Here is an 18585-nt window from a genome sequence, read left to right as displayed (position 1 = left end):
AGGCGCTTGGAGGCGACGTGCGCCCGCGCGGGAGGAGCCTGGCGGCCACTGAAGGTCGGGGCTGGGATAGCACCTCGGTTCCGGGAGTCCAAGGTGATCAAACGCCGATTTGGCCGCAAAAGTTGCCTCTGTGGAGATCGGTTTTCCGCAAGATGCGGCACGGGAGGAACCGAGGGATCGCAGCAGCCTCCGTCCGATTGATCGGTGCATAGTTTCGCGGCGGCGTTGCGCTCGGCTAGCTTGCCACGTAAATTTCTGCTTCTAACCGCTTGCCGAACCGAGTCTTTTGCCGGGCGGCAAGCCCCAGGAAAAGGCCACTGGGCAAAGGCCGCCAGGTTCCACCGCTGACTACATGAACGATCGCGTGTCCAACAGTGCCGCCATGACGGAGTCCTCCGCGGTCGAGATCGAGATCGCGACCCGCAGGCTGATGGCAGCACTCGACGCGCTCGAAAGCGCGGTGGAGCGGCGGCGCGATGCCGATCGCGACGAGAACGAGCTGGCGGCGCGGATTCAGGCGCTGGGCGCCGACCGTTCGCGGCTCGCCGACGAGCTCGACGGCGCGCTGGTGAAGGCGCGCAAGCTCGAGCGCACCAATCGCGAGATCTCCGACCGGCTGGATTCCGCCATCGTCACGATACGCTCGGTGCTCGATACCGGAGAGGACGGATGAGCCACATCAACGTCACCATCAACGGCCGGCAGTACCGCATGGCCTGCGAGGAGGGCCAGGAGGTGCGGCTGCTCAAGCTCGCCGAAACCCTGGAAACACGCATTCAGTCGCTGCGCGGAAAATTCGGCGAGATCGGCGATGCGCGCCTCACGGTGATGGCGGCGCTGACCGTCTGTGACGAACTGGTCGACACCAGCAACCGCGTCCGCACCCTGGAGCAGGAGCTGACCGAGCTCAGGGATTTCCGCAACGCCGCCGTCGAGCGCGCCCGCATGACGCAGACCGCCGTGGTCAACGCCCTGAACGCCGCTGCCGAGCGCATCGAGAAATCGACCCAGGTGCTGAACCGCACCGTCGGGAATGGGATTGCGATCGGGTAGAGATTGGCGAGGCCGCTTCTCTTACCCTCCCCTGGAGGGGGAGGGTCGGCTTACATTGAGCGCAGCGAAATGTGAGACGGGGTGGGGTGACGGTCTCTCCGCATCGAACAGTGCCCGCGTGGAGAGATCACCCCACCCCGCTCGCGCTCCGCGCGATCGACCCGCCCCCTCCAGGGGAGGGTAAGAAAGCCCGGGCTGGCGATTCGTCAGTATCGTTGTTACATTGGCTTTGCGAGGCTGCGACGCGCGTCAGGAGCCATATATCCCCGGGGCCTTATCGATCCTTTAGGGAACTGTCCCTGGCCGGGCCCGTGGGCCCGGACATATGGTGCCCACCTACTTTCGTAGGGAACTCCGGGATCGAGTGCTTCAACGGCGTACGCGGCTTCGCACTGTTTCTTCTGGTTCGCGCTTGTTGAATGACGGCGGCCAATTCAACAGGTGTCATGCCCCGGCTTGACCGGGGCATCCAGTACGCCGCGGCATTTGTGTGAATCACTAACGCCTCTGGAATACTGGATCACCCGCATGCGTGGGTGATGACATGGGGGACCAGCACATGCCCAACACCAAATCCGAACTCCGTGCCAAAGCCCTCGCCGCGCGCGACGCGCTGAGCGAGAAGAAGCGCAGCGCCGCCGCTGCAAAGCTCGCCAAGCGCGGGCTGCCGTTCAAGCTGCTGCCCGGCAGCATCGTCTCCGGCTATTCGCCGATCCGCAGCGAGATCGATCCGATGCCGCTGATGAAGAAGCTCGCGGAGGAAGGCGCAAGGCTGGCGCTGCCTTGCGTCACCGCGCGCGGCCAGTCGCTGGTCTTCCGCCTCTTTCATCCAAACGACCGTCTGATGATGGGCCCGCTCGGCATTCCCGAGCCGTCGCCGGCCGCCGCCGAGGTCATCCCCGACATCATGCTGACGCCGCTCGCGGCGTTCGACCGCCTCGGCCATCGCATCGGCTATGGTGCCGGGCATTACGATTTCACCTTCGCGCATCTGCGCAAGACCAAGAATATCCTCGGCATCGGGCTCGCTTTCGCGGCGCAGGAGATCAAGGCGGTTCCGGCACTAGCCCACGACGTCGCGCTGGATTATGTGCTAACGGAATCGGACGTGTTCGATTTCCGGAGTTCTGAAGTTGCGCATTCTGTTCGTGGGTGATGTCGTCGGGCGCGCGGGGCGAAACGCCATCGCCGAATATCTGCCCGGCCTGGTCAAGGACTGGTCGCTCGATTTCGTCGTCGTCAACGGCGAGAATTCCGCCGGCGGCTTCGGCATCACGGAAGCGATCTATCAGGAGTTTCTCGACGCCGGCGCCGACGCGGTGACGCTCGGCAACCACTCCTGGGACCAGCGCGAGGCCCTCGTTTTCATCGAACGCGCCGAGCGCCTGGTGCGCCCCGCGAACTATCCGCGTGGCACGCCCGGCCGCGGCGCCGCCCTGGTCGAGACCAAGAACGGCAAGCATGCCCTCGTCGTCAACGCTTTGGGCCGCGTCTTCATGACCCCGTTCGACGATCCCTTCGCCGCGCTCGAGCGCGAGTTGGGGGCCTGTCCGCTCGGCGTCGCCGCCGATGCCATCGTCGTCGATTTCCATTGCGAGGCCAGCAGCGAGAAGCAGGGCATCGGCTTCTTCTGCGACGGCCGCGCCAGCCTCGTCGTCGGCACGCATACGCACGTGCCGACCGCCGACCACCAGATCCTCGCAGGCGGCACCGCCTACATGACCGACGCCGGCATGACCGGCGATTACGACTCCATCATCGGCATGCAGAAGGAAGAGCCGCTGCGCCGGTTCACCTCGGGGATTCCGTCGGGCCGGTTCGAGCCGGCGGCGGGCGCGGCGACGCTGAGCGGTGTTGCGGTGGAGACGGATGACGCAACGGGACTCGCGCTACGGGTCGCACCGGTGCGCGTCGGCGGCCGACTGGAGCCGACGACGCCGCGGTTCTGGTTGAGTTAGCTGGCGCGGCATCCGCGCCACCCTCCCCTGGAGGGGGAGGGTCGATCGCGCGCAGCGCGAGCGGGGTGGGGTGATCTCTCCACTCGGGCAGTGTTGGATGTGGAGAGACCGTCACCCCACCCCGCTACGCATTGCGCTTCGCTGCATGCGTAGCGACCCTCCCCCTCCAGGGGAGGGTAAGAGAAGCATCACTCCGCCGTCTGCTGCCGCAGCCCCGCCACATCCTTCGCCGTCAGCTTCGAGCCCTTCGTCCCGAACCGCGCCGTCACGTAATTCGCCACCGCCGCGATCTCGTCGTCGGTATACGCCTCGCCGAACGCCGGCATCGACAGCGCGCCGTCAGGCGTATGCCGCTTGGTGCCCGAGATCACGATCTGCGCGACGTTGGTGGCGGCGGGGTCGTTGACGGCCCAGGTGCCGGTGAGTGTTGCCATCGGCGAGACCGGGCTTTCGCCGCTCCAGCCATGGCAGCTGGCGCAGGCGCCGGCGAACAGCATCTTGCCGCGTGCGTCTGCCGTGATGCCTTCCTTGTGCGAGGCGGGCGCGACCGGGGCCGTGGTGGCGGGCAGCTCGGGCGAGGGCTGCGGCGGCACGCTGCGCAAGTAAGCAACGATAGCGCGGATGTCTTCCGGCGCGAACTGGCTGAAGCTGCGGTCGACGGCTTCACCCATGGGGCCCGAGGCCGAGCCATGGCCAGGTGCGTGCCCGAGCGACAGATACGAGATCAGGTCCTGGTCGCTCCAATTGCCGAGACCCGTGGCCTTGTCGGATGAAATGTTGAAGGCGCGCCAGCCCGCCGTGATCGCGCCTGCGAACTTCTTGCGGTTGTCGAGTGCAAGACCGAGATTGCGCGGGGTGTGGCACTCGCCGCAATGCGCCAGCGCTTCAGCAAGATACGCACCGCGATTCCACTCCGGGCTCTTCGAGGTGTCGGGCGCAAAGCGCGTGTCAGGATTGAACACGGCCGACCAGACGATCATCGCCCAGCGCTGGTTGAACGGGAACGACAGCGTGTTGTCGGGCGCTTTCGCGCGCACCGCCGGCAGGCTGAACAGATAAGCCTTCACCGCCAGCACGTCCTCGTCGGTCATGAACGTGTAGGAGGTGTACGGCATTGCCGGATAGAGCCGCGCGCCGTCACGACGCTTGCCATGCTGGACCGCGTTCAAAAAATCCTGGTCGCTGTAATTGCCGATGCCGGTGTCCTTGTCCGGCGTGATGTTGGTGGAATAGAGCGTGCCGAACGGCAGCTTGAAGGCGAGCCCGCCGGAATAGTCCTTCTCGCCGGGCTTGGTGTGGCAGACCATGCAGTCGGCCGCCTTCGCCAGATATTCGCCGCGTTCGACCAGGCTCGCTTTCTCCAGCTTGGCCGGCACGCCCGTGGGCTTGCCGGCGCGATAGTCCGCCAGCGCCACTTTCGTGCCGCCGGCGAAGTCGAGCGGGCCCGGTCCGCGGATGATCCAGGCGCCGAGCCCTGCCGCGACGACGCCGATCACAACGACGCTCGTGAGGATACGCATCTTGCCGCTCATGCCTTCTTCCCCGCAGCCAGCAGTTTCCGATCGATCGGCAGGCGCCGCAGCGCCACGCCGGTTGCGGCGTAGATCGCGTTGCGCAGGGCAGGCGGTCCCGCGGTCGTGCCGGTCTCGCCGATGCCGCCGGGCGCCTCGCCGCTCCTCACGACGTGAACCTCGATCTTGGGCATCTGGTTGATCCGCAGCATCCGGTAGTCGTTGAAGTTGGATTGCTGGACGCGGCCCTTCTCGATGGTGATCTCGCCGTAGAGCGCGGCGGTCAGGCCGAAGACCAGACCGCCCTCGACCTGGGCGACGATCGTATCGGGATTGACGGCAATGCCGGTATCCACCACCGAGGTCGCGCGGCGCAGATTGATCTCGCCTTGCTCGTCCACCTCCGCTTCCACGACCGTTGCGATGAAACTTCCGAACGACGGCTGCAGGCACACGCCGCGCCCGACGCGGGCCGGCAGGGGCTGCCCCCAATTGGACTTCTCGGCCGCGAGGTTGAGGACGGAGAGGAAGCGCGGCGAATTGGCCAGCATGCCGCGGCGAAACTCGACCGGGTCCTTGCCGGCCTTCCGCGCCAACTCGTCGATGAAGCATTCGACCGCAAACACGTTGTTGTTCGGGCCGACCCCGCGCCAGAAACCGGTCGGGATCGCCGGCGGTTCGGCCCTGACATACTCGACGTGGACATTCGGGATCTCGTAGGGCACGTTGACCGCGCTGTCGACCGCGTCGATGTCGATGCCCTTCTGGAACGCCGGCGGCAGCCAGCGTGCGATGATCGCAGCGCCCGTGATCTTGTATTTCCAGCCGACGATCTTGCCGCCCGACAGGGTTGCCGCGATCGTGTCGCGATAGACCGGCCGATAGACGTCGTGCTGAATGTCCTCCTCGCGGGTCCACACCACCTTGACCGGACCTTCGACCTGCTTGGCGATGCGAACGGCCGTGACCACCATGTCGGGCTCGAGCTTGCGGCCGAAGCCGCCGCCCAGCAGGTGCTGGTTGACCGTCACCTTCTCGACCGGAAGCCCGGCGGCCTTGGCCGCCTCCGATTGCACGCGCGCCATGATCTGCGTGCCGGTCCAGATCTCGCAGGAATCAGGCTTGCAATGCACCGTGGCGTTCAACGGCTCCATCGTCGCGTGGGCGAGAAACGGCAATTCGAACGACGCCTCGAATTTTTCACCGGTCGCGAGGCCCTTGGCGACGTCGCCGGTGGATTTGGCGACCACGCCGTCCTTGGCGCTGGCGGCGCGCAGATCGTCCCAGATCGCCTTCGAATTGATCTTTGCGTTCGGTCCCTCGTTCCACTCGATCACGAGCGCATCGAGGCCTTTCTTGGCCGCCCACATGTGATCGCCGACGACGGCGACGAGATCGTCGAGCACGACGATCTGCCGCACGCCCGGGATCTTCTTCGCGGCGCGGTCGTCGACCTTGCCGACTTTGCCGCCGAACACCGGGCACTGCGCCAGCGTCGCGAACTTCATGTTCGGCACGATGGCGTCGATGCCATAGACGGCCTTGCCGTTGACCTTGTCGGGGGTGTCGAGCCGCTTGAACGGCTGGCCGATATAGACGAAATCCTTGGGGTCCTTGAGCGGGACGTTGTTGGGTGGCGTCTGGCCGCTCGCGGCAGCCGCGAGCGCGCCATAAGCGAGCGTCCGGCCGCTCGCCTTGTGGGTCACCACACCCTTCGATGTCGTGCAACTGGCGGGATCGACGCCCCATTGCGCAGCCGCAGCCTGCACCAGCATGGCGCGCGCGCTGGCGCCGGCGTCGCGCAGCGGCTTCCAGAAGGCCCGGACCGATGTGGAGCCTCCGGTGGCCTGAATGATGAAGATCGGATTGCCGTAGAGTTTCTCGTTGGCCGGTGCGTGCAGCAGCTGGACCTTCGACCAGTCGGCGTCGAGTTCTTCCGCCAGGATCATCGAGACGGCGGTGTAGATGCCCTGTCCCATCTCGACCTGCGGCATCACCAGCGTGGTCACGCCCTCCGGGTCGATCCGGATGAACGCGTTGGGTGCGAACTTGCCGTCGGTCGTATCCTTCGGCTGCACCGGCTCGTTGACGGCCGCGCGCAGCGGCAGATGGAAGGCGAGCAGGAAGCCGGTGGCGATGCCGCCGGTCAGAAGCGAGCGGCGCGAGACGGTGTCGAGTGCATTCATGGCGGACCTCACGACTGCCGGCCGTTGGCGGCCTGCTTGATGGCCTCGCGGATGCGCACATAGGTGCCGCAGCGGCAGATGTTGCCGGCCATCGCGGCGTCGATGTCGGAATCGTCAGGATTGGGCGTTGTCGCCAGCAGCGCGGCGGCCGCCATGATCTGGCCGGACTGGCAATAGCCGCACTGGATCACCTCGGCTTCCAACCAGGCCTTCTGCACCTTGGCGCCTGCGGGCGTGCTGCCGACATGTTCGATGGTGGTCACAGTGCGGTTCGAGACAGCGCTCACCGGCAACACGCAGGAGCGCACCGCCTTGCCGTCGACATGCACCGTGCAGGCCCCGCATTGCGCGATGCCGCAGCCGAATTTGGTGCCGGTCATGCCGAGGATGTCGCGCAGCACCCACAGCAGCGGCATGTCGGGTGGTGCGTCGAAAGTCTTCTGTTCGCCGTTGACGGTGAGTGTCGTTGCCATATGCATCCCCTTGCTCGACGAACGCTCGCGGCGTTCGGCGATTTGCGCGCGACCATAATCATACCGATGCGAAACGATGAAGCTTCCAAATTCGCAGCAATGCATATTTGCGCAGCTGAGCCGGCAGACCATGACGTTCACGAATTTGTGCGGCGATCACTGCAGCCCATTTGGGCTAAATGATATGATAATCGTCATTTTTTGGCGCATTTTCATCGCGCGCGTCGTCGTCCTTCGCAAATTGTCGTGCGAATGTGCAAATGATGCGGTGATGAAATTCGTGCGTTTGTAAAAGTCAGTCGGCGGTGGTCCGACGGATCATCCGCGACGCCGATTGCTGTGCCCTCTCCCCTTGTGGGAGAGGGCGGCGACGTCAGTAGATGCAGACTCACTCGGGTGAGGGGTCTGTCTCCGCGTATGATCCTCTCTCATTCTCACGCAGCTCGGCCCGCGGTAGGCAGACCCCTCATCCGGCGCTTCGCGCCACCTTCCCACAAGGGGAGAAGGGAAGAGGATGACAATGATTTCGGAATAATAGCATTATGCGCCTGTTTTGCCCGGCGAGTCAAAACGGGCCGCAGGCTGTCGGCGTAAGCCATTGATTTCGCATGCCCCGGCTACTGTGCATGGGGTTGTTTTTCATATTTTTGGTTGAGCGGTGGTCAGCCCTGCCGGAATCCCATCCGGAAGGCGCCCCAGTGCTTGCCGCGGATCATGATCGGCGAGGACAGATCCTTCATCAGAACGAACTGCCCGCCGCCCATGTCGCGGCGGTAGGTCTGGAGCAGGAACGGCTTGGTGCTGCCGGCGACCTTCTTCACCGTGCGGTCGTTGAACAGGCGCCGGTTGCGGCAATTGGCGTTGTTCCAGACCGGGTCCTTGCCCTGCGGCAGGCGGTAGTTCGGGTTGTGGGTCGGCAGGTAGCCGCTCCGCGCCCAGGCCACGCAATAGACGATGCGCGGATCCGATTTCTGGATCGGGTCCTGGATCGCCGGCAGCACGCGGTCGGTGAACTCGACGTAATTGGTGAGATACTGCTTCGGGTCGGTGCCCGGAATTTCGCGGTAGGTCTCGTCGAGCAGCTGGTCGAGTGTGATGTCGCCACGATCGAGCGCGGCTTCGAATTCGGCCGAGATCCGCTTCGCGGTGTCGACCACGATGCGGATCAGCGGCGTGTCCGACGTCTCCACGCCGCTGTCGGCGATCAGCGCGATCAGGCCCTCGGACGTGTCGAGCAGCTTCGCCACCCGCTCGTCGGCGTTCTTGAGGTCGCGCGAGGAGAGATCGACGCCCTTGGCGAGCTCGCTGAGCTCGCTGATGACGGTGTCGCAATGTCCGAGATTGGAGGTCGCCGCGCGCGTGACGCTGCCGATCTCCGCCTCCACGGAAGCGAACCCTTGCTGGACGCGCGAGATGATGCCGGAGATCGCTTGCGCGCCTTCGCCGGCGGTCTTGGCGCGCTGCGAGGCGTCGCTGCTCTCGCCGATCAGGCCTTCGATCTGGCCGTCGAGATCGCGCACGGTGTCGGAGATCTGGTGCGTGGCCTGACGGGTGGCTTCCGCGAGGTTCTTCACCTCGCTTGCGACCACCGCAAAGCCGCGGCCGGCATTGCCGGCGCGCGCGGCTTCGATGGTGGCGTTGAGCGCGAGCAGATTGGTCTGCTTGGCGATCGCCTCGATCGAACCGGAGACTTTCGCGACCTGGGCCAGCGCCGAGCCGACGGCGCTGAGGCGGGCCTCGATCCGCTCCACCGCTGCAACGAGCTCGGAGATATGGCTGACGGCGGTGTCGACGGCGCTGCGCGACTGCGTGATCTCGCCGACCGCGGCCGACGTCGTGGTCTGCACGGCCTGCGAGGCGTTGGCGATGTCGTGGTTGGCCGAGACCATCGTCTCGGCCGTCTTCTGCAAATGGTGGAACCGTTCCGACTGGTTTGCGACGCGGCTGGCGACTTCCTGAACGTTGCCGGCAATATCGGCGAGTTCCACGCCGAGACCGCCGATGCGGTCGGCAAGCTGGTCGATCAGCCGCTCGGCCAGCGTGCGATTGGAGCCGGTGTCCATGACTGCAAGTTGTACGACGGACATGTTCGATGAGTCCTCCAGTCAGAGCCGCAACCCGGCTCACGGCGGCATTCCCATTCCGATTCAGCTTAAAAGGACGATTCGCGGCCGGCGTCTTGCCTGAGCGTGCACTCAGACGAAATCTACGCCCTATTTCTCTATTTCGAGCGGGGGCCGTTCGAAATAATGCGGCACCCTTTTGAAATCTACGAGAGCTTGTAAGCCGTGCGGAATCCACCCCAGTGCCGGCCCTGCACGCGGATCGGGACGTCGATCTCGCGCATCATCACCGTATTTCCATTGCCCATGTCGCGCGCATAGCTCTGGACCAGGTACGATCGCAGGTTGCGCGCGGCAGCGAGCCCCGCCGGATCGTTGAATATCCGCCGGTTGCGGCTGTTGGCCGTGTTCCAGGCGGCGTCGCCCGGTCGCTGCGGGTGCGAATAGATCTTGTTGTGCACCGGCAGGAAGCCGTTGCGGTCGACCATGGCGCAGAACGCCATGCGTTGGTCCTTCGCCAGAAAGGCCTCCTGGAACGGCGGCAAGGCGCGGTCGGCCCAGTCGAGATATTTCGTGCGGAATTGCTGCGGATTGGTTCCGGCGATTTCGACATAGTCGGTGTCGAAGAGGTCGTCGATCTTGATCTCGCCGCGCGCGACCGCCTGCTCGAAGATCGCAGTCAGCGCGTTGCCCGCCTCCATGGCGCGGGTAACGAACTCGGTGTTCTCCCCGTGGATCGACCAGAGCTTGTCCTCGATCTTTTCGCGGAGCTCGGCATTGGGGGCGACGAATTGCGCGCGGGCGCCCGCCTTGGATTGCTCGATCACGCGCAGGCGGCAGGCGCCGACGTCTTCCAGCGTGCCCTCGATCATGGCTTGCGCTGCGAGCCGGCCTGCGTCCGTGCCGCCGATCAGCACACCGTCCATCGAGATTTCATAGACCGGCATGATGCCGCGCGCGCTCTCGAACTTGAGATGGCAGGGCAGCCGCTCGGTCTTGCGGCGGTCGTCGTGCTCGCTCTGGCGCAGCAGCACGGCGCAGCGCGATTTCAGCTTCTGTGCGAAGGTGGTGACGGCCTTGCCGGCGCTGGCGACGTTCTCGCCGTGGGATTCGGCCGCCTTGGTCGCGGCGTCGATCTCGGCCGCGCTCTCGCCGACCGAGACGATGAACTCCGAGGCGCTGGCGGCGTTGCCGGAAACTTCGCTCGTGGTGGCGTTCTGTTCCGCGACCGCGCCGTTGACGGTTTCGAACACCGGGCGGATCGCCTCGATCGCCTGCGAGATGCGGTGCACGGCATCCGCGGAGCCTGCGGCGTCGCGCTGCAGCGCGTCGATCTTCTTCGTGATCTCTTCGGTCGCGCTCTGCGTCTGCACCGCGAGGGCCTTGACCTCGGTGGCGACGACCGCAAAGCCCTTGCCGGCTGCGCCCGCGCGCGCGGCCTCGATCGTCGAATTGAGCGCGAGCAGCGTCGTCTGCCGCGCGATCTGCGCGATCAGATTGACGACGTTGCCGATGGCGGCGGAGGATTCGCGCAGGCGATCGACATTGGCGCGGGCTTCCTGCGCCGCGGCGCTGGCCTCGTCGGCGAGCTTGCCGGCTTCGCGAACCTGCGCGCCGATGCCCTGGGCGGACTGGGTGAACTTGTCGGCGGCATGGGCGAAGGTGGAGGCGGTCGATTGCGCCGCGTTGGTCCGGCCGGTCAGGGCGTCGGTGCGGTCGCGGATGGCGGCAAGGGTCGCGGCGGTCGCCTCGGCCCCGCCGGCCACCGAATTGGCGGCGCGTTCGAGTTGGCGGATCATGGCGCCGAGCTCGAGTTCCAGCAGCTCCAGGATTTCCCGGGCCGAATCAGTTTCGGCCATGGCCGCGGGCTCGGAATGGGCCGCCGGGTGCGGAGCCGCCGGGGCGGCCGCCGGCGCAGCCGGGTCCGGCAGACGCTTCCGAAATAGTCCGAACGCCATCAGCTCTCTCTTGTCAGGGAAAACGGTCGGACGCTATTTTCGCAGCCCGGAATGAAATCAGGGTTAACAATGCCCGATCTCTAGGCACCCGGCCGTACCCAGGGCTACCTTTACGGTGCTACCTTAGGAGTAGGAGATCCCTTTGATTCCGGTGGGCGGCGGCCTATAAGGCCGCGCTTCCCACGCTCACCTTTGGCTGACGATTCCTCGAGAGACCACGCATGGCCGGACATTCCCAATTCAAGAACATCATGCACCGCAAGGGGCGGCAGGATGCCCAGAAGTCCAAGCTGTTCGGCAAGCTGGCGCGGGAAATCACGGTCGCCGCCAAGCTGGGGACGCCCGACCCCAACATGAACCCCCGCCTGCGCGCCGCCGTGATCGCGGCGCGGCAGGAGAACATGCCCAAGGACAATATCGAGCGCGCCATCAAGAAGGCGCTCGGCAGCGACGGGGAGAACTACGACGAGATCCGCTACGAGGGCTATGGCCCCGGCGGCGTCGCTGTCATCGTCGAGGCGCTGACCGACAACCGCAACCGCGCCGCCTCCGATATCCGCTCCTTCTTCACCAAATCGGGCGGCAATCTCGGTGAAACCGGCTCGGTCTCCTTCATGTTCGACCGCACCGGCATCATCGAATACGATCGCTCGGTTGCCTCCGACGACGCCGTGCTCGATGCCGCGATCGAGGCCGGCGCCGACGACGTCGTGTCCGGCGAAGGCGGCCATGAGATCTACGCCTCGACCGAAGGCTATCGCGACGTCGCCAAGGCGCTGGAAGCCAAGTTCGGCGAGCCGCGCAAGGCCGCGCTGATCTGGAAGCCGCAGAACACGGTCGCCGTCGACGACGAGACCGGCGAGAAGCTGCTCAAGCTGATGGACTTGCTCAACGAGCATGACGACGTCCAGCAGGTTTACGCGAATTTCGAGGTGTCGGACGCGCTGATGGCGAAGATGGGCGGGTGAAGGCCTCCACCGCTGTCGTCGCCCGGCTTGACCGGGCGACCCAGTATTCCAGAGACGCCAGAGAGATACGGATAAGCCGCGGCGTACTGGATACCCCGCCTTCGCGGGGGATGACGACGGAGTTTGCCGCGGGCGGCAGCGCGCCCGCCACTTCCCCTGTTACTTCCGTTCTGTTTCTGTTTCGCTTCCAGCGGCCAGCCGCTATCACTGGCCCATGACTGCGCTCCCGATTCGTGGCCCCGTCCGCATCATCGGCATCGACCCCGGCCTGCGCCGCACCGGCTGGGGCGTGATCGAGGCTGACGGCAACCGCCTGATCTATGTGGCCTGCGGCTCGGTGGAACCGCCGAACGACCTGCCACTGGCAAGCCGGCTGCTCGCGATCCACGAAGGGCTCGCTTCCGTCCTGTCCGATCACCAGCCGATGGAAGCCGCGGTCGAGCAGACCTTCGTCAACAAGGACGGCGTTGCGACGCTGAAGCTCGGCCAGGCCCGCGGCGTCGCCATGCTGGCGCCCGCAATGTTTGGCATCTCGGTCGCCGAATACGCGCCCAACCAGGTCAAGAAAACCGTCGTCGGCGCCGGTCACGCCGAGAAGGCCCAGATCGCGATGATGCTGAAGATTCTTCTGCCGAAGGCCGATCCGCCATCGGCCGACGCGGCCGACGCGCTCGCCATCGCCATCACCCACGCCCATCACCGCCAGAGCACCGCGCTGCGGCTGAAGGTGGCGAGCCTATGATCGGCAAGCTCAAGGGCCTGATCGATTCCTACGGCGAGGATTTTGTCATCCTCGACGTCGGCGGTGTCGGTTACCAGGTGCATTGCTCATCGCGTACCTTGCAACATCTGCCCTCGCCCGGTGAAGCGGCGGTGCTGTCGATCGAGACCTATGTTCGCGAGGACGCGATAAAGCTGTTCGGCTTCCGCACCGACCAGGAGCGCGAATGGTTTCGCCTGCTCCAGACCGTGCAGGGCGTCGGCGCCAAGGTCGCGCTCGCGGTGCTCGGCACGCTGGCGCCGGCCGATCTCGCCAATGCCATTGCGCTCCGCGACAAGGCCGCGGTGGCGCGCACGCCCGGCGTCGGCCCCAAGGTCGCCGAGCGCATCGTCACCGAGTTGAAGGACAAGGCGCCGGCCTTCGCCAATGTGGACCCGGCCGTGGTGCATCTCGCCGGTGCCGTCGACGACCAGCGCGCGCCGCGCCCGGTGGCGGACGCGATCTCCGCGCTGGTCAATCTCGGCTACGGCCAGCCGCAGGCAGCCGCCGCCATCGCATCGGCCTCGCGGAGTGCGGGTGAGGGCGCCGAGACCGCGCAGCTCATTCGCCTCGGCCTGAAGGAATTGGCGAAGTGAGCGATCCCAAGGCCAGCCGCATGGTCTCGCCCGAGCGCCGCAGCGACGATGTCGGCGACACCGCCTTGCGCCCGCAATCGCTGTCCGACTTCGTCGGCCAGCAGCAGGCGCGCAAGAATCTCTCGATCTTCATCGAGGCGGCGCGCAAGCGCGGCGAGGCGCTGGATCATGTGCTGTTCGTAGGTCCTCCGGGCCTCGGCAAGACCACGTTGGCGCAGATCGTGGCGAAGGAGCTCGGCGTCGGCTTTCGCGCCACCTCGGGCCCTGTCATCGCCAAGGCCGGCGATCTCGCAGCCCTTCTCACCAATCTCGAAGAGCGCGACGTGCTCTTCATCGACGAGATTCATCGCCTCAGCCCCGCGGTGGAGGAGGTGCTCTATCCCGCGATGGAGGATTTTCAGCTCGACCTCATCATCGGCGAGGGCCCGGCGGCGCGCTCGGTGAAGATCGAGCTGTCGAAATTCACCCTCATCGGCGCCACCACGCGCGCCGGCCTGCTCACCAATCCCTTGCGCGACCGCTTCGGCATTCCGGTGCGGCTGAATTTCTACACCATCGAGGAGTTGGAAAGCATCGTCAGCCGCGGCGCCCGCGTGCTCAACGTCGGCATGAGTGCCGACGGCGCCAACGAGATCGCGCGCCGCGCCCGCGGCACGCCGCGCATCGCCGGCCGCCTCCTGCGCCGGGTGCGCGATTTCGCCTCGGCGGCCGATGCCGACAAGATCGACCGCAAGATTGCCGACCACGCGCTCAGCGCGCTCGAGGTCGATGCCGCTGGCCTCGATGCCATGGACCGCCGCTACCTCACGACCATCGCGACGAACTATGGCGGCGGCCCGGTGGGTGTCGAGACCATGGCCGCGGCCCTTTCCGAGCCGCGCGATGCGATCGAGGACATCATCGAGCCCTATCTGATCCAGTGCGGCTATCTCCAGCGCACCCCGCGCGGCCGCCTGCTCACCTCGCACGCCTTCCGCCATCTCGGCATCGCCGAGCCCTCGCGCGATGCAGCGGCACAATTCGGCTTGTTCGGCACCGACCAGGCCGAGGACGACTGACTGCCGCCGCCGGTGAACCCTCAGGTCCAATCCCGTCACTAATCGAACGCGCGGCGGACTTCGCCGCTGATGCAGACGGATTGGAGTGGGAAGAATGGAGCCGACGGGAGACGCTGGATTGCTCGGGGTGATCGCGGCCGTGCCGCAACTGCGCACGCCCGACGAGACCGAGGCGTTCCTCGATTCCCTGGCCCTCGACGAGTTGGCGTCGATGTGGTGCGCGCTTCAGCGCGTCAGCCGCCGCGACCAGGTCAGCAGCGTCTGGACTCTCAAGCTCTATTTCGATCATCTGCCGCATCGCAGGCCTGAAGCCGCGCTCGATCTCGTGCTGGAGGTGCTCAGGACCGAGGCTGACAAGCCGACGGTCATGCAGCTCGACGACAAATTCCTTCCGGTGCTGCTCCATGCGCGCGATCCTGATCTGATCGCGCGTATCGAGCACGAGGCCGGACACAATGACCGGCTGCGCTGGCTGCTCGGTGGTGTGCATGTCGCGCCCGACGACCCCTCGATGTCGCGCATTGCAGGACTTGCCGACAGCAAGGCCTGGCAGGCCGACCGTCAGGCGCAGCGCACGCCGCGCGCGCCGCTGGATTGCGCCGGCATGTCGGTGCCCGCGCTGGCGCGCGCCTGGGTCGAGCAATATTCCAGATCCGAGCGTGACCAGGACGACAATCTGTTCGCGATCATGGATTTCGAGCGCGACCTGTGCGAGGACGATCCCGACAAGTTGATCGATCTCATTCTGGAAATCCTGGAGATCGAAGCCAACCCGGTGCTGCTGTCGCTGCTGGCCGCAGGTCCCCTCGAAGACGTGATCAGCGCCGCCACGATCGACCGCATCGAGCGCGAGGCGCGGAGCAACGAACGTTTTCGTGATCTGCTCGGTGGCGTCTGGTACTACCGCGCGTCCGACGAGTTGAAGGCGCGGCTCGACGCGCTGGTCGGCGAGAGCCGTTGGTAATCCCTGTGCAGACCGTCTGCACGCAGATGCTGGCCGTCTGCACGCGTGCACCCCAATTCCGCTCCAATCCGATCGCATCGAGAGGCTGTAGCTGAAGCGGGTTTTTCATGATCACGCGCCGTCACTTCATTCGCTCCATCGGCGGTCTGTCCGCCCTCGGCATCTCGACCGCCGCCTATGGTGTCGGCGTCGAGCCGGTGCTGCGGCTCCGCGTCACCCGCTATCATCCGACGCCGCGGCAATGGCCGAAGGATTTCCCGCTGAAGATCGCCGCCATCGCCGACATCCACGCCTGCGATCCCTGGATGTCGCTGGAGCGGATCGAGGGCATCGTCGAGCGCACCAATGCGCTGAAGCCCGATATCATCGTGCTGCTCGGCGACTATGTCGCCGGCCTCCACCACGTCACGCGGCTGATCCCGTCGCGCGAATGGGCGAGGGTGCTGGCCGGCCTCAAGGCGCCGCTCGGCGTCCATGCCGTCATGGGTAATCACGACTATTGGGACGACCGGACCGTGCAGCGGGCGGGGCACGGGCCGACCATCGCGCATCGGGCGCTGGAGGCGGCCGGCATTCCCGTCTACGAGAACGACGTCGTGCGTCTGTCCAAGGACGGCCGTTCGTTCTGGCTCGCCGGGCTCGGCGATCAACTGGCTTATTATCCTTCGAAGCGTTATGGCCGCGCGCACCGGCTGGGCGCCGACGATCTCGCAGGCACGCTGGCGAAGATCTCCGACGATGCGCCGGTCATCCTGCTCGCGCACGAGCCCAACATCGCGCCGCTCGTGCCCGCGCGCGTCGCGCTGCAACTGTCCGGCCATACCCATGGCGGCCAGGTCCGCCTGCTCGGCTGGTCGCCGGCCGTGTCGCCCAAGAACGGCATGCGGCTCGCCTATGGCCACTTCCGCCTGAAATGCGATCTCATCGTCTCCGGCGGCCTCGGTTGCAGCATCATGCCGGTCCGCGTCGGCGTGCCGCCCGAGATCGTCGAGGTGACGCTGGGAAGGACAGGGCTGGTTGTATCCGATAGCGTTTTCGAGCGAAGTGGAGACCGGTTCGCGTAAAGAAAACGCGACCAAGAAAAAGCGACACGCTTGCGCGGCCGGCCGTTTTTGCGCAAAACGGGCCGGTTACCGACAAGCGAAGAGGCTCGCGACGTGACAGCTCATCTCGACGGCGAGATCCGCGATGGCCGCCACCACATGCAGGTCCGCGTCTATTACGAGGACACGGATTTTTCCGGCATCGTCTATCACGCCAATTATCTGCGCTACATGGAACGTGGCCGCACCAATCATTTGCGGTTGATGGGCGCCGAGCAGCAGGCGCTGTTCGAGCAGGCCGAGACCGAAGGCACAGGCTTTGCCTTCGTGGTGCGCTCGATGCATCTCGATTTCCTCAAGCCCGCGCGGATGGACGACGTGCTCGACGTCGTGACCTGGCCGGTCGCGGTGAAGGGCGCCTCGATCATGCTGGCGCAGGAAGTCCGTCGCGGCGGGGAGGTTCTGGTGAAAGCCGAGGTCCGCGTCGCCTTCATCAGCGGCGGCCGCGCCCAGCCGATCCCGAAATCGATCCGCGCATTGATGAAGGCCGATTTGATTTCGTGATCGCCCGATAAGTGATCAGCCGATTTGCGGTGGCCTATCGACTCCACCCATTGCGGCGATAGATTGCGGCCCCGACCAACCGATGAGGCCATCATGTCGCGCCCGCCGCTTCCACCCTTCACCCGCGAAACCGCCGCGCAAAAGGCCCGCATGGCCGAGGACGCCTGGAATTCACGCGACCCGGTGCGCGTCTCGCTCGCCTATACCGAGGACAGCCGCTGGCGCAATCGCTCCGAGGTGTTCCAGGGCCGCGAGGCCATCGTCGCCTTCCTCACCCGCAAATGGGAGAAGGAGCACGACTACCGCCTGATCAAGGACCTCTGGGCCTTCGACGAGAACCGCATCGCGGTGCGCTTCCAGTACGAATGGCACGATGGAAACGGCCAGTGGTATCGCTCCTACGGCAACGAGCAGTGGGAGTTCGACGAGCACGGCCTGATGCGGCGGCGCGAGGCGTCGATCAACGACATCATGATCGCCGAGAAGGATCGCCGGTTTCACTGGGCGGCGCCTGGGCCGCGGCCGGCGGATGTGGCGGGATTGGGAAGTGAGCCGTTCTGAACTATCTCTCCTCATGGTGAGGAGCCGCGAAGCGGCGTCTCGAACCATGCCGGCCCCGCTACCGCAGCGGGGCCTCGATCCTTCGAGACGCGCGCGAAGAGCGCGCTCCTCAGGATGAGGAGATGGATTTGCGCGCCAGAAACCTCGTGATCGCCCCACCCAGCTTCGCGTTGTCCATCGGCTCCGCCAGTGACTGCCTCGCCTTAGCCACAACATCCTCCGGCGCCTTGCCGTCGCGCAGATCGCAGCACACCTGCGCGAAGTCCACGTCGAACTCGGGGTGAGGCTGCACGGTCAGCGTCGCGCCGTTGGCGTAGAGCAGACCGGCATGCGGGGTGAAGTCGGACGAGAGGATCGTCAGCGCATCACTTGGGGGCTCGATCACCTGGTCCTGATGCGAGGCGGCGATCGCGACTGCCTCGCCGCCAATGACGCCATTCTCCGGCAGCACCTGGTAGACGTGCCGGCCGATGCTCCAGCCCTTTTCCGACTTGCGCACGGTGCCGCCGAGCGCCTGCGCGATCAGCTGATGGCCGAAACAGACGCCGACCATCGGTGTCTTGTTGGCATAGGCGGCGCGCACGAAGTCTTCCAGCGGCGCGATCCAGTCGAGCCCGTCATAGACGCCGGCGGCCGCGCCGGTGATCAGCACCGCTTCGAGCTTGCTCGGATCGGGCAATGCATCGCCATTGGGGATGCTGACGATCTCGACCGTGGCCGCCGGATCCTCGGCGCGGACCATGCGCTCGAACATGTCGGGAAACGAGCCGTGGCGCTCGCGATATTCGGAAGGGACGAGCCCGGTCTCGATGATGGTGATGCGTGCCATGTGCCCTGCTTCGGTTGCATCGCTATAACACCGCGCCCGT

The 18585-nt window shown here is 65.7% G+C and carries 18 protein-coding genes and 1 other RNA gene; 13 read left to right on the top strand and 6 right to left on the bottom strand.

Annotated features, from left to right (window positions below; all coding sequences use genetic code 11):
• The first annotated feature begins 352 nt into the window (after positions 1–352).
• The 5 genes from TSA1_RS07990 to TSA1_RS07970 all read left to right on the top strand — a co-directional run bounded on the left by TSA1_RS07990 (position 353) and on the right by TSA1_RS07970 (position 3011).
• Positions 353–673: a DUF4164 domain-containing protein gene (locus TSA1_RS07990; protein ID WP_018318703.1), complete on the top strand. Its 321-nt coding sequence runs from the start codon at positions 353–355 to the stop codon at positions 671–673.
• Positions 670–1053 carry a cell division protein ZapA gene (locus TSA1_RS07985; RefSeq protein ID WP_060737138.1) on the top strand — a complete coding sequence of 128 codons (384 nt, stop codon included), beginning with the start codon at positions 670–672 and terminating at the stop codon, positions 1051–1053. The genes TSA1_RS07990 and TSA1_RS07985 overlap by 4 nt, the downstream gene beginning before the upstream one ends.
• A 231-nt stretch (positions 1054–1284) precedes the next feature.
• Positions 1285–1445, top strand: a non-coding RNA gene (gene ssrS, locus TSA1_RS07980) — 6S RNA.
• Positions 1446–1612: 167 nt separating this feature from the next.
• On the top strand, positions 1613–2209 hold the full coding sequence (locus TSA1_RS07975) for a 5-formyltetrahydrofolate cyclo-ligase (RefSeq protein WP_100175878.1): 597 nt from the start codon (positions 1613–1615) through the stop codon (positions 2207–2209).
• Positions 2187–3011, top strand: coding sequence for a TIGR00282 family metallophosphoesterase (locus TSA1_RS07970; RefSeq protein WP_174718810.1), 825 nt, complete (start codon positions 2187–2189; stop codon positions 3009–3011). The genes TSA1_RS07975 and TSA1_RS07970 overlap by 23 nt, the downstream gene beginning before the upstream one ends.
• A 188-nt stretch (positions 3012–3199) precedes the next feature.
• Here the strand turns inward: TSA1_RS07970 and TSA1_RS07965 are convergent, their stop codons facing one another.
• The 5 genes from TSA1_RS07965 to TSA1_RS07945 all read right to left on the bottom strand — a co-directional run bounded on the left by TSA1_RS07965 (position 3200) and on the right by TSA1_RS07945 (position 11202).
• A complete protein-coding gene (locus TSA1_RS07965; RefSeq protein ID WP_100175877.1) occupies positions 3200–4543 on the bottom strand; it encodes a c-type cytochrome in 1344 nt (447 codons plus the stop codon).
• Positions 4540–6708: a xanthine dehydrogenase family protein molybdopterin-binding subunit gene (locus TSA1_RS07960; RefSeq protein ID WP_174718809.1), complete on the bottom strand. Its 2169-nt coding sequence runs from the start codon at positions 6706–6708 to the stop codon at positions 4540–4542. The genes TSA1_RS07965 and TSA1_RS07960 overlap by 4 nt, the downstream gene beginning before the upstream one ends.
• A gap of 8 nt (positions 6709–6716) precedes the next feature.
• Positions 6717–7181 carry a (2Fe-2S)-binding protein gene (locus TSA1_RS07955; RefSeq protein WP_174718808.1) on the bottom strand — a complete coding sequence of 155 codons (465 nt, stop codon included), beginning with the start codon at positions 7179–7181 and terminating at the stop codon, positions 6717–6719.
• 662 nt (positions 7182–7843) lie between these two features.
• Positions 7844–9268 carry a methyl-accepting chemotaxis protein gene (locus tag TSA1_RS07950; RefSeq protein WP_100175875.1) on the bottom strand — a complete coding sequence of 475 codons (1425 nt, stop codon included), beginning with the start codon at positions 9266–9268 and terminating at the stop codon, positions 7844–7846.
• A 182-nt stretch (positions 9269–9450) separates the two neighbouring features.
• The gene (locus TSA1_RS07945) at positions 9451–11202 is read right to left on the bottom strand and encodes a methyl-accepting chemotaxis protein (protein WP_100175874.1); all 1752 of its coding nucleotides are present in this window, start codon (positions 11200–11202) and stop codon (positions 9451–9453) included.
• A 221-nt stretch (positions 11203–11423) separates the two neighbouring features.
• Here TSA1_RS07945 and TSA1_RS07940 point away from each other — a divergent pair, with 221 nt between their 5' ends.
• The 8 genes from TSA1_RS07940 (at position 11424) to TSA1_RS07900 (ending at position 17716) form a co-directional block, all read left to right on the top strand.
• Positions 11424–12170 (top strand): YebC/PmpR family DNA-binding transcriptional regulator, encoded by a 747-nt coding sequence (locus tag TSA1_RS07940; protein ID WP_100175873.1) that lies wholly within the window; start codon positions 11424–11426, stop codon positions 12168–12170.
• Positions 12171–12384: 214 nt separating this feature from the next.
• Positions 12385–12912 carry a crossover junction endodeoxyribonuclease RuvC gene (ruvC, locus tag TSA1_RS07930; protein ID WP_100175872.1) on the top strand — a complete coding sequence of 176 codons (528 nt, stop codon included), beginning with the start codon at positions 12385–12387 and terminating at the stop codon, positions 12910–12912.
• On the top strand, positions 12909–13526 hold the full coding sequence (ruvA, locus tag TSA1_RS07925) for a Holliday junction branch migration protein RuvA (protein ID WP_100175871.1): 618 nt from the start codon (positions 12909–12911) through the stop codon (positions 13524–13526). The genes ruvC and ruvA overlap by 4 nt, the downstream gene beginning before the upstream one ends.
• 20 nt (positions 13527–13546) lie before the next feature.
• Positions 13547–14584, top strand: coding sequence for a Holliday junction branch migration DNA helicase RuvB (gene ruvB, locus TSA1_RS07920; RefSeq protein WP_174719287.1), 1038 nt, complete (start codon positions 13547–13549; stop codon positions 14582–14584).
• 94 nt (positions 14585–14678) lie between these two features.
• Positions 14679–15548, top strand: a complete 870-nt coding sequence (locus tag TSA1_RS07915; protein WP_100175869.1) for a DUF6869 domain-containing protein — start codon at positions 14679–14681, stop codon at positions 15546–15548.
• Between the two features lie 107 nt (positions 15549–15655).
• Positions 15656–16612, top strand: a complete 957-nt coding sequence (locus TSA1_RS07910) for a metallophosphoesterase (RefSeq protein WP_100175868.1) — start codon at positions 15656–15658, stop codon at positions 16610–16612.
• A 93-nt stretch (positions 16613–16705) separates the two neighbouring features.
• The gene (gene ybgC / locus TSA1_RS07905; protein WP_100175867.1) at positions 16706–17155 is read left to right on the top strand and encodes a tol-pal system-associated acyl-CoA thioesterase; all 450 of its coding nucleotides are present in this window, start codon (positions 16706–16708) and stop codon (positions 17153–17155) included.
• Between the two features lie 93 nt (positions 17156–17248).
• Complete coding sequence (locus tag TSA1_RS07900) at positions 17249–17716, top strand: nuclear transport factor 2 family protein (RefSeq protein ID WP_100175866.1); 468 nt, start codon at positions 17249–17251, stop codon at positions 17714–17716.
• Positions 17717–17825: 109 nt separating this feature from the next.
• On the opposite strand, the gene TSA1_RS07895 is transcribed toward TSA1_RS07900, so the two are convergent.
• A complete protein-coding gene (locus TSA1_RS07895) occupies positions 17826–18545 on the bottom strand; it encodes a type 1 glutamine amidotransferase (protein WP_100175865.1) in 720 nt (239 codons plus the stop codon).
• Positions 18546–18585: the final 40 nt, after the last annotated feature.

The organism is Bradyrhizobium nitroreducens, from assembly GCF_002776695.1.
Classification (GTDB): Bacteria; Pseudomonadota; Alphaproteobacteria; order Rhizobiales; family Xanthobacteraceae; genus Bradyrhizobium; species Bradyrhizobium nitroreducens.
Note: the sequence above shows the minus strand (reverse complement) of the source record. Positions and strands in the feature narration are given on the sequence as shown.

Bases quoted from the DNA above. Each gene is read 5' to 3' on its own strand.
- TSA1_RS07990 (WP_018318703.1), top strand. From the start codon at position 353: ATGAACGATCGCGTGTCCAACAGTGCCGCCATGACGGAGTCCTCCGCG.
- TSA1_RS07985 (WP_060737138.1), top strand. From the start codon at position 670: ATGAGCCACATCAACGTCACCATCAACGGCCGGCAGTACCGCATGGCC.
- TSA1_RS07975 (WP_100175878.1), top strand. From the start codon at position 1,613: ATGCCCAACACCAAATCCGAACTCCGTGCCAAAGCCCTCGCCGCGCGC.
- TSA1_RS07965 (WP_100175877.1), bottom strand. From the start codon at position 4,543: ATGAGCGGCAAGATGCGTATCCTCACGAGCGTCGTTGTGATCGGCGTC.
- TSA1_RS07960 (WP_174718809.1), bottom strand. From the start codon at position 6,708: ATGAATGCACTCGACACCGTCTCGCGCCGCTCGCTTCTGACCGGCGGC.
- TSA1_RS07955 (WP_174718808.1), bottom strand. From the start codon at position 7,181: ATGGCAACGACACTCACCGTCAACGGCGAACAGAAGACTTTCGACGCA.
- TSA1_RS07950 (WP_100175875.1), bottom strand. From the start codon at position 9,268: ATGTCCGTCGTACAACTTGCAGTCATGGACACCGGCTCCAATCGCACG.
- TSA1_RS07945 (WP_100175874.1), bottom strand. From the start codon at position 11,202: ATGGCGTTCGGACTATTTCGGAAGCGTCTGCCGGACCCGGCTGCGCCG.
- TSA1_RS07940 (WP_100175873.1), top strand. From the start codon at position 11,424: ATGGCCGGACATTCCCAATTCAAGAACATCATGCACCGCAAGGGGCGG.
- ruvC (WP_100175872.1), top strand. From the start codon at position 12,385: ATGACTGCGCTCCCGATTCGTGGCCCCGTCCGCATCATCGGCATCGAC.
- ruvA (WP_100175871.1), top strand. From the start codon at position 12,909: ATGATCGGCAAGCTCAAGGGCCTGATCGATTCCTACGGCGAGGATTTT.
- ruvB (WP_174719287.1), top strand. From the start codon at position 13,547: ATGGTCTCGCCCGAGCGCCGCAGCGACGATGTCGGCGACACCGCCTTG.
- TSA1_RS07915 (WP_100175869.1), top strand. From the start codon at position 14,679: ATGGAGCCGACGGGAGACGCTGGATTGCTCGGGGTGATCGCGGCCGTG.
- TSA1_RS07910 (WP_100175868.1), top strand. From the start codon at position 15,656: ATGATCACGCGCCGTCACTTCATTCGCTCCATCGGCGGTCTGTCCGCC.
- TSA1_RS07900 (WP_100175866.1), top strand. From the start codon at position 17,249: ATGTCGCGCCCGCCGCTTCCACCCTTCACCCGCGAAACCGCCGCGCAA.
- TSA1_RS07895 (WP_100175865.1), bottom strand. From the start codon at position 18,545: ATGGCACGCATCACCATCATCGAGACCGGGCTCGTCCCTTCCGAATAT.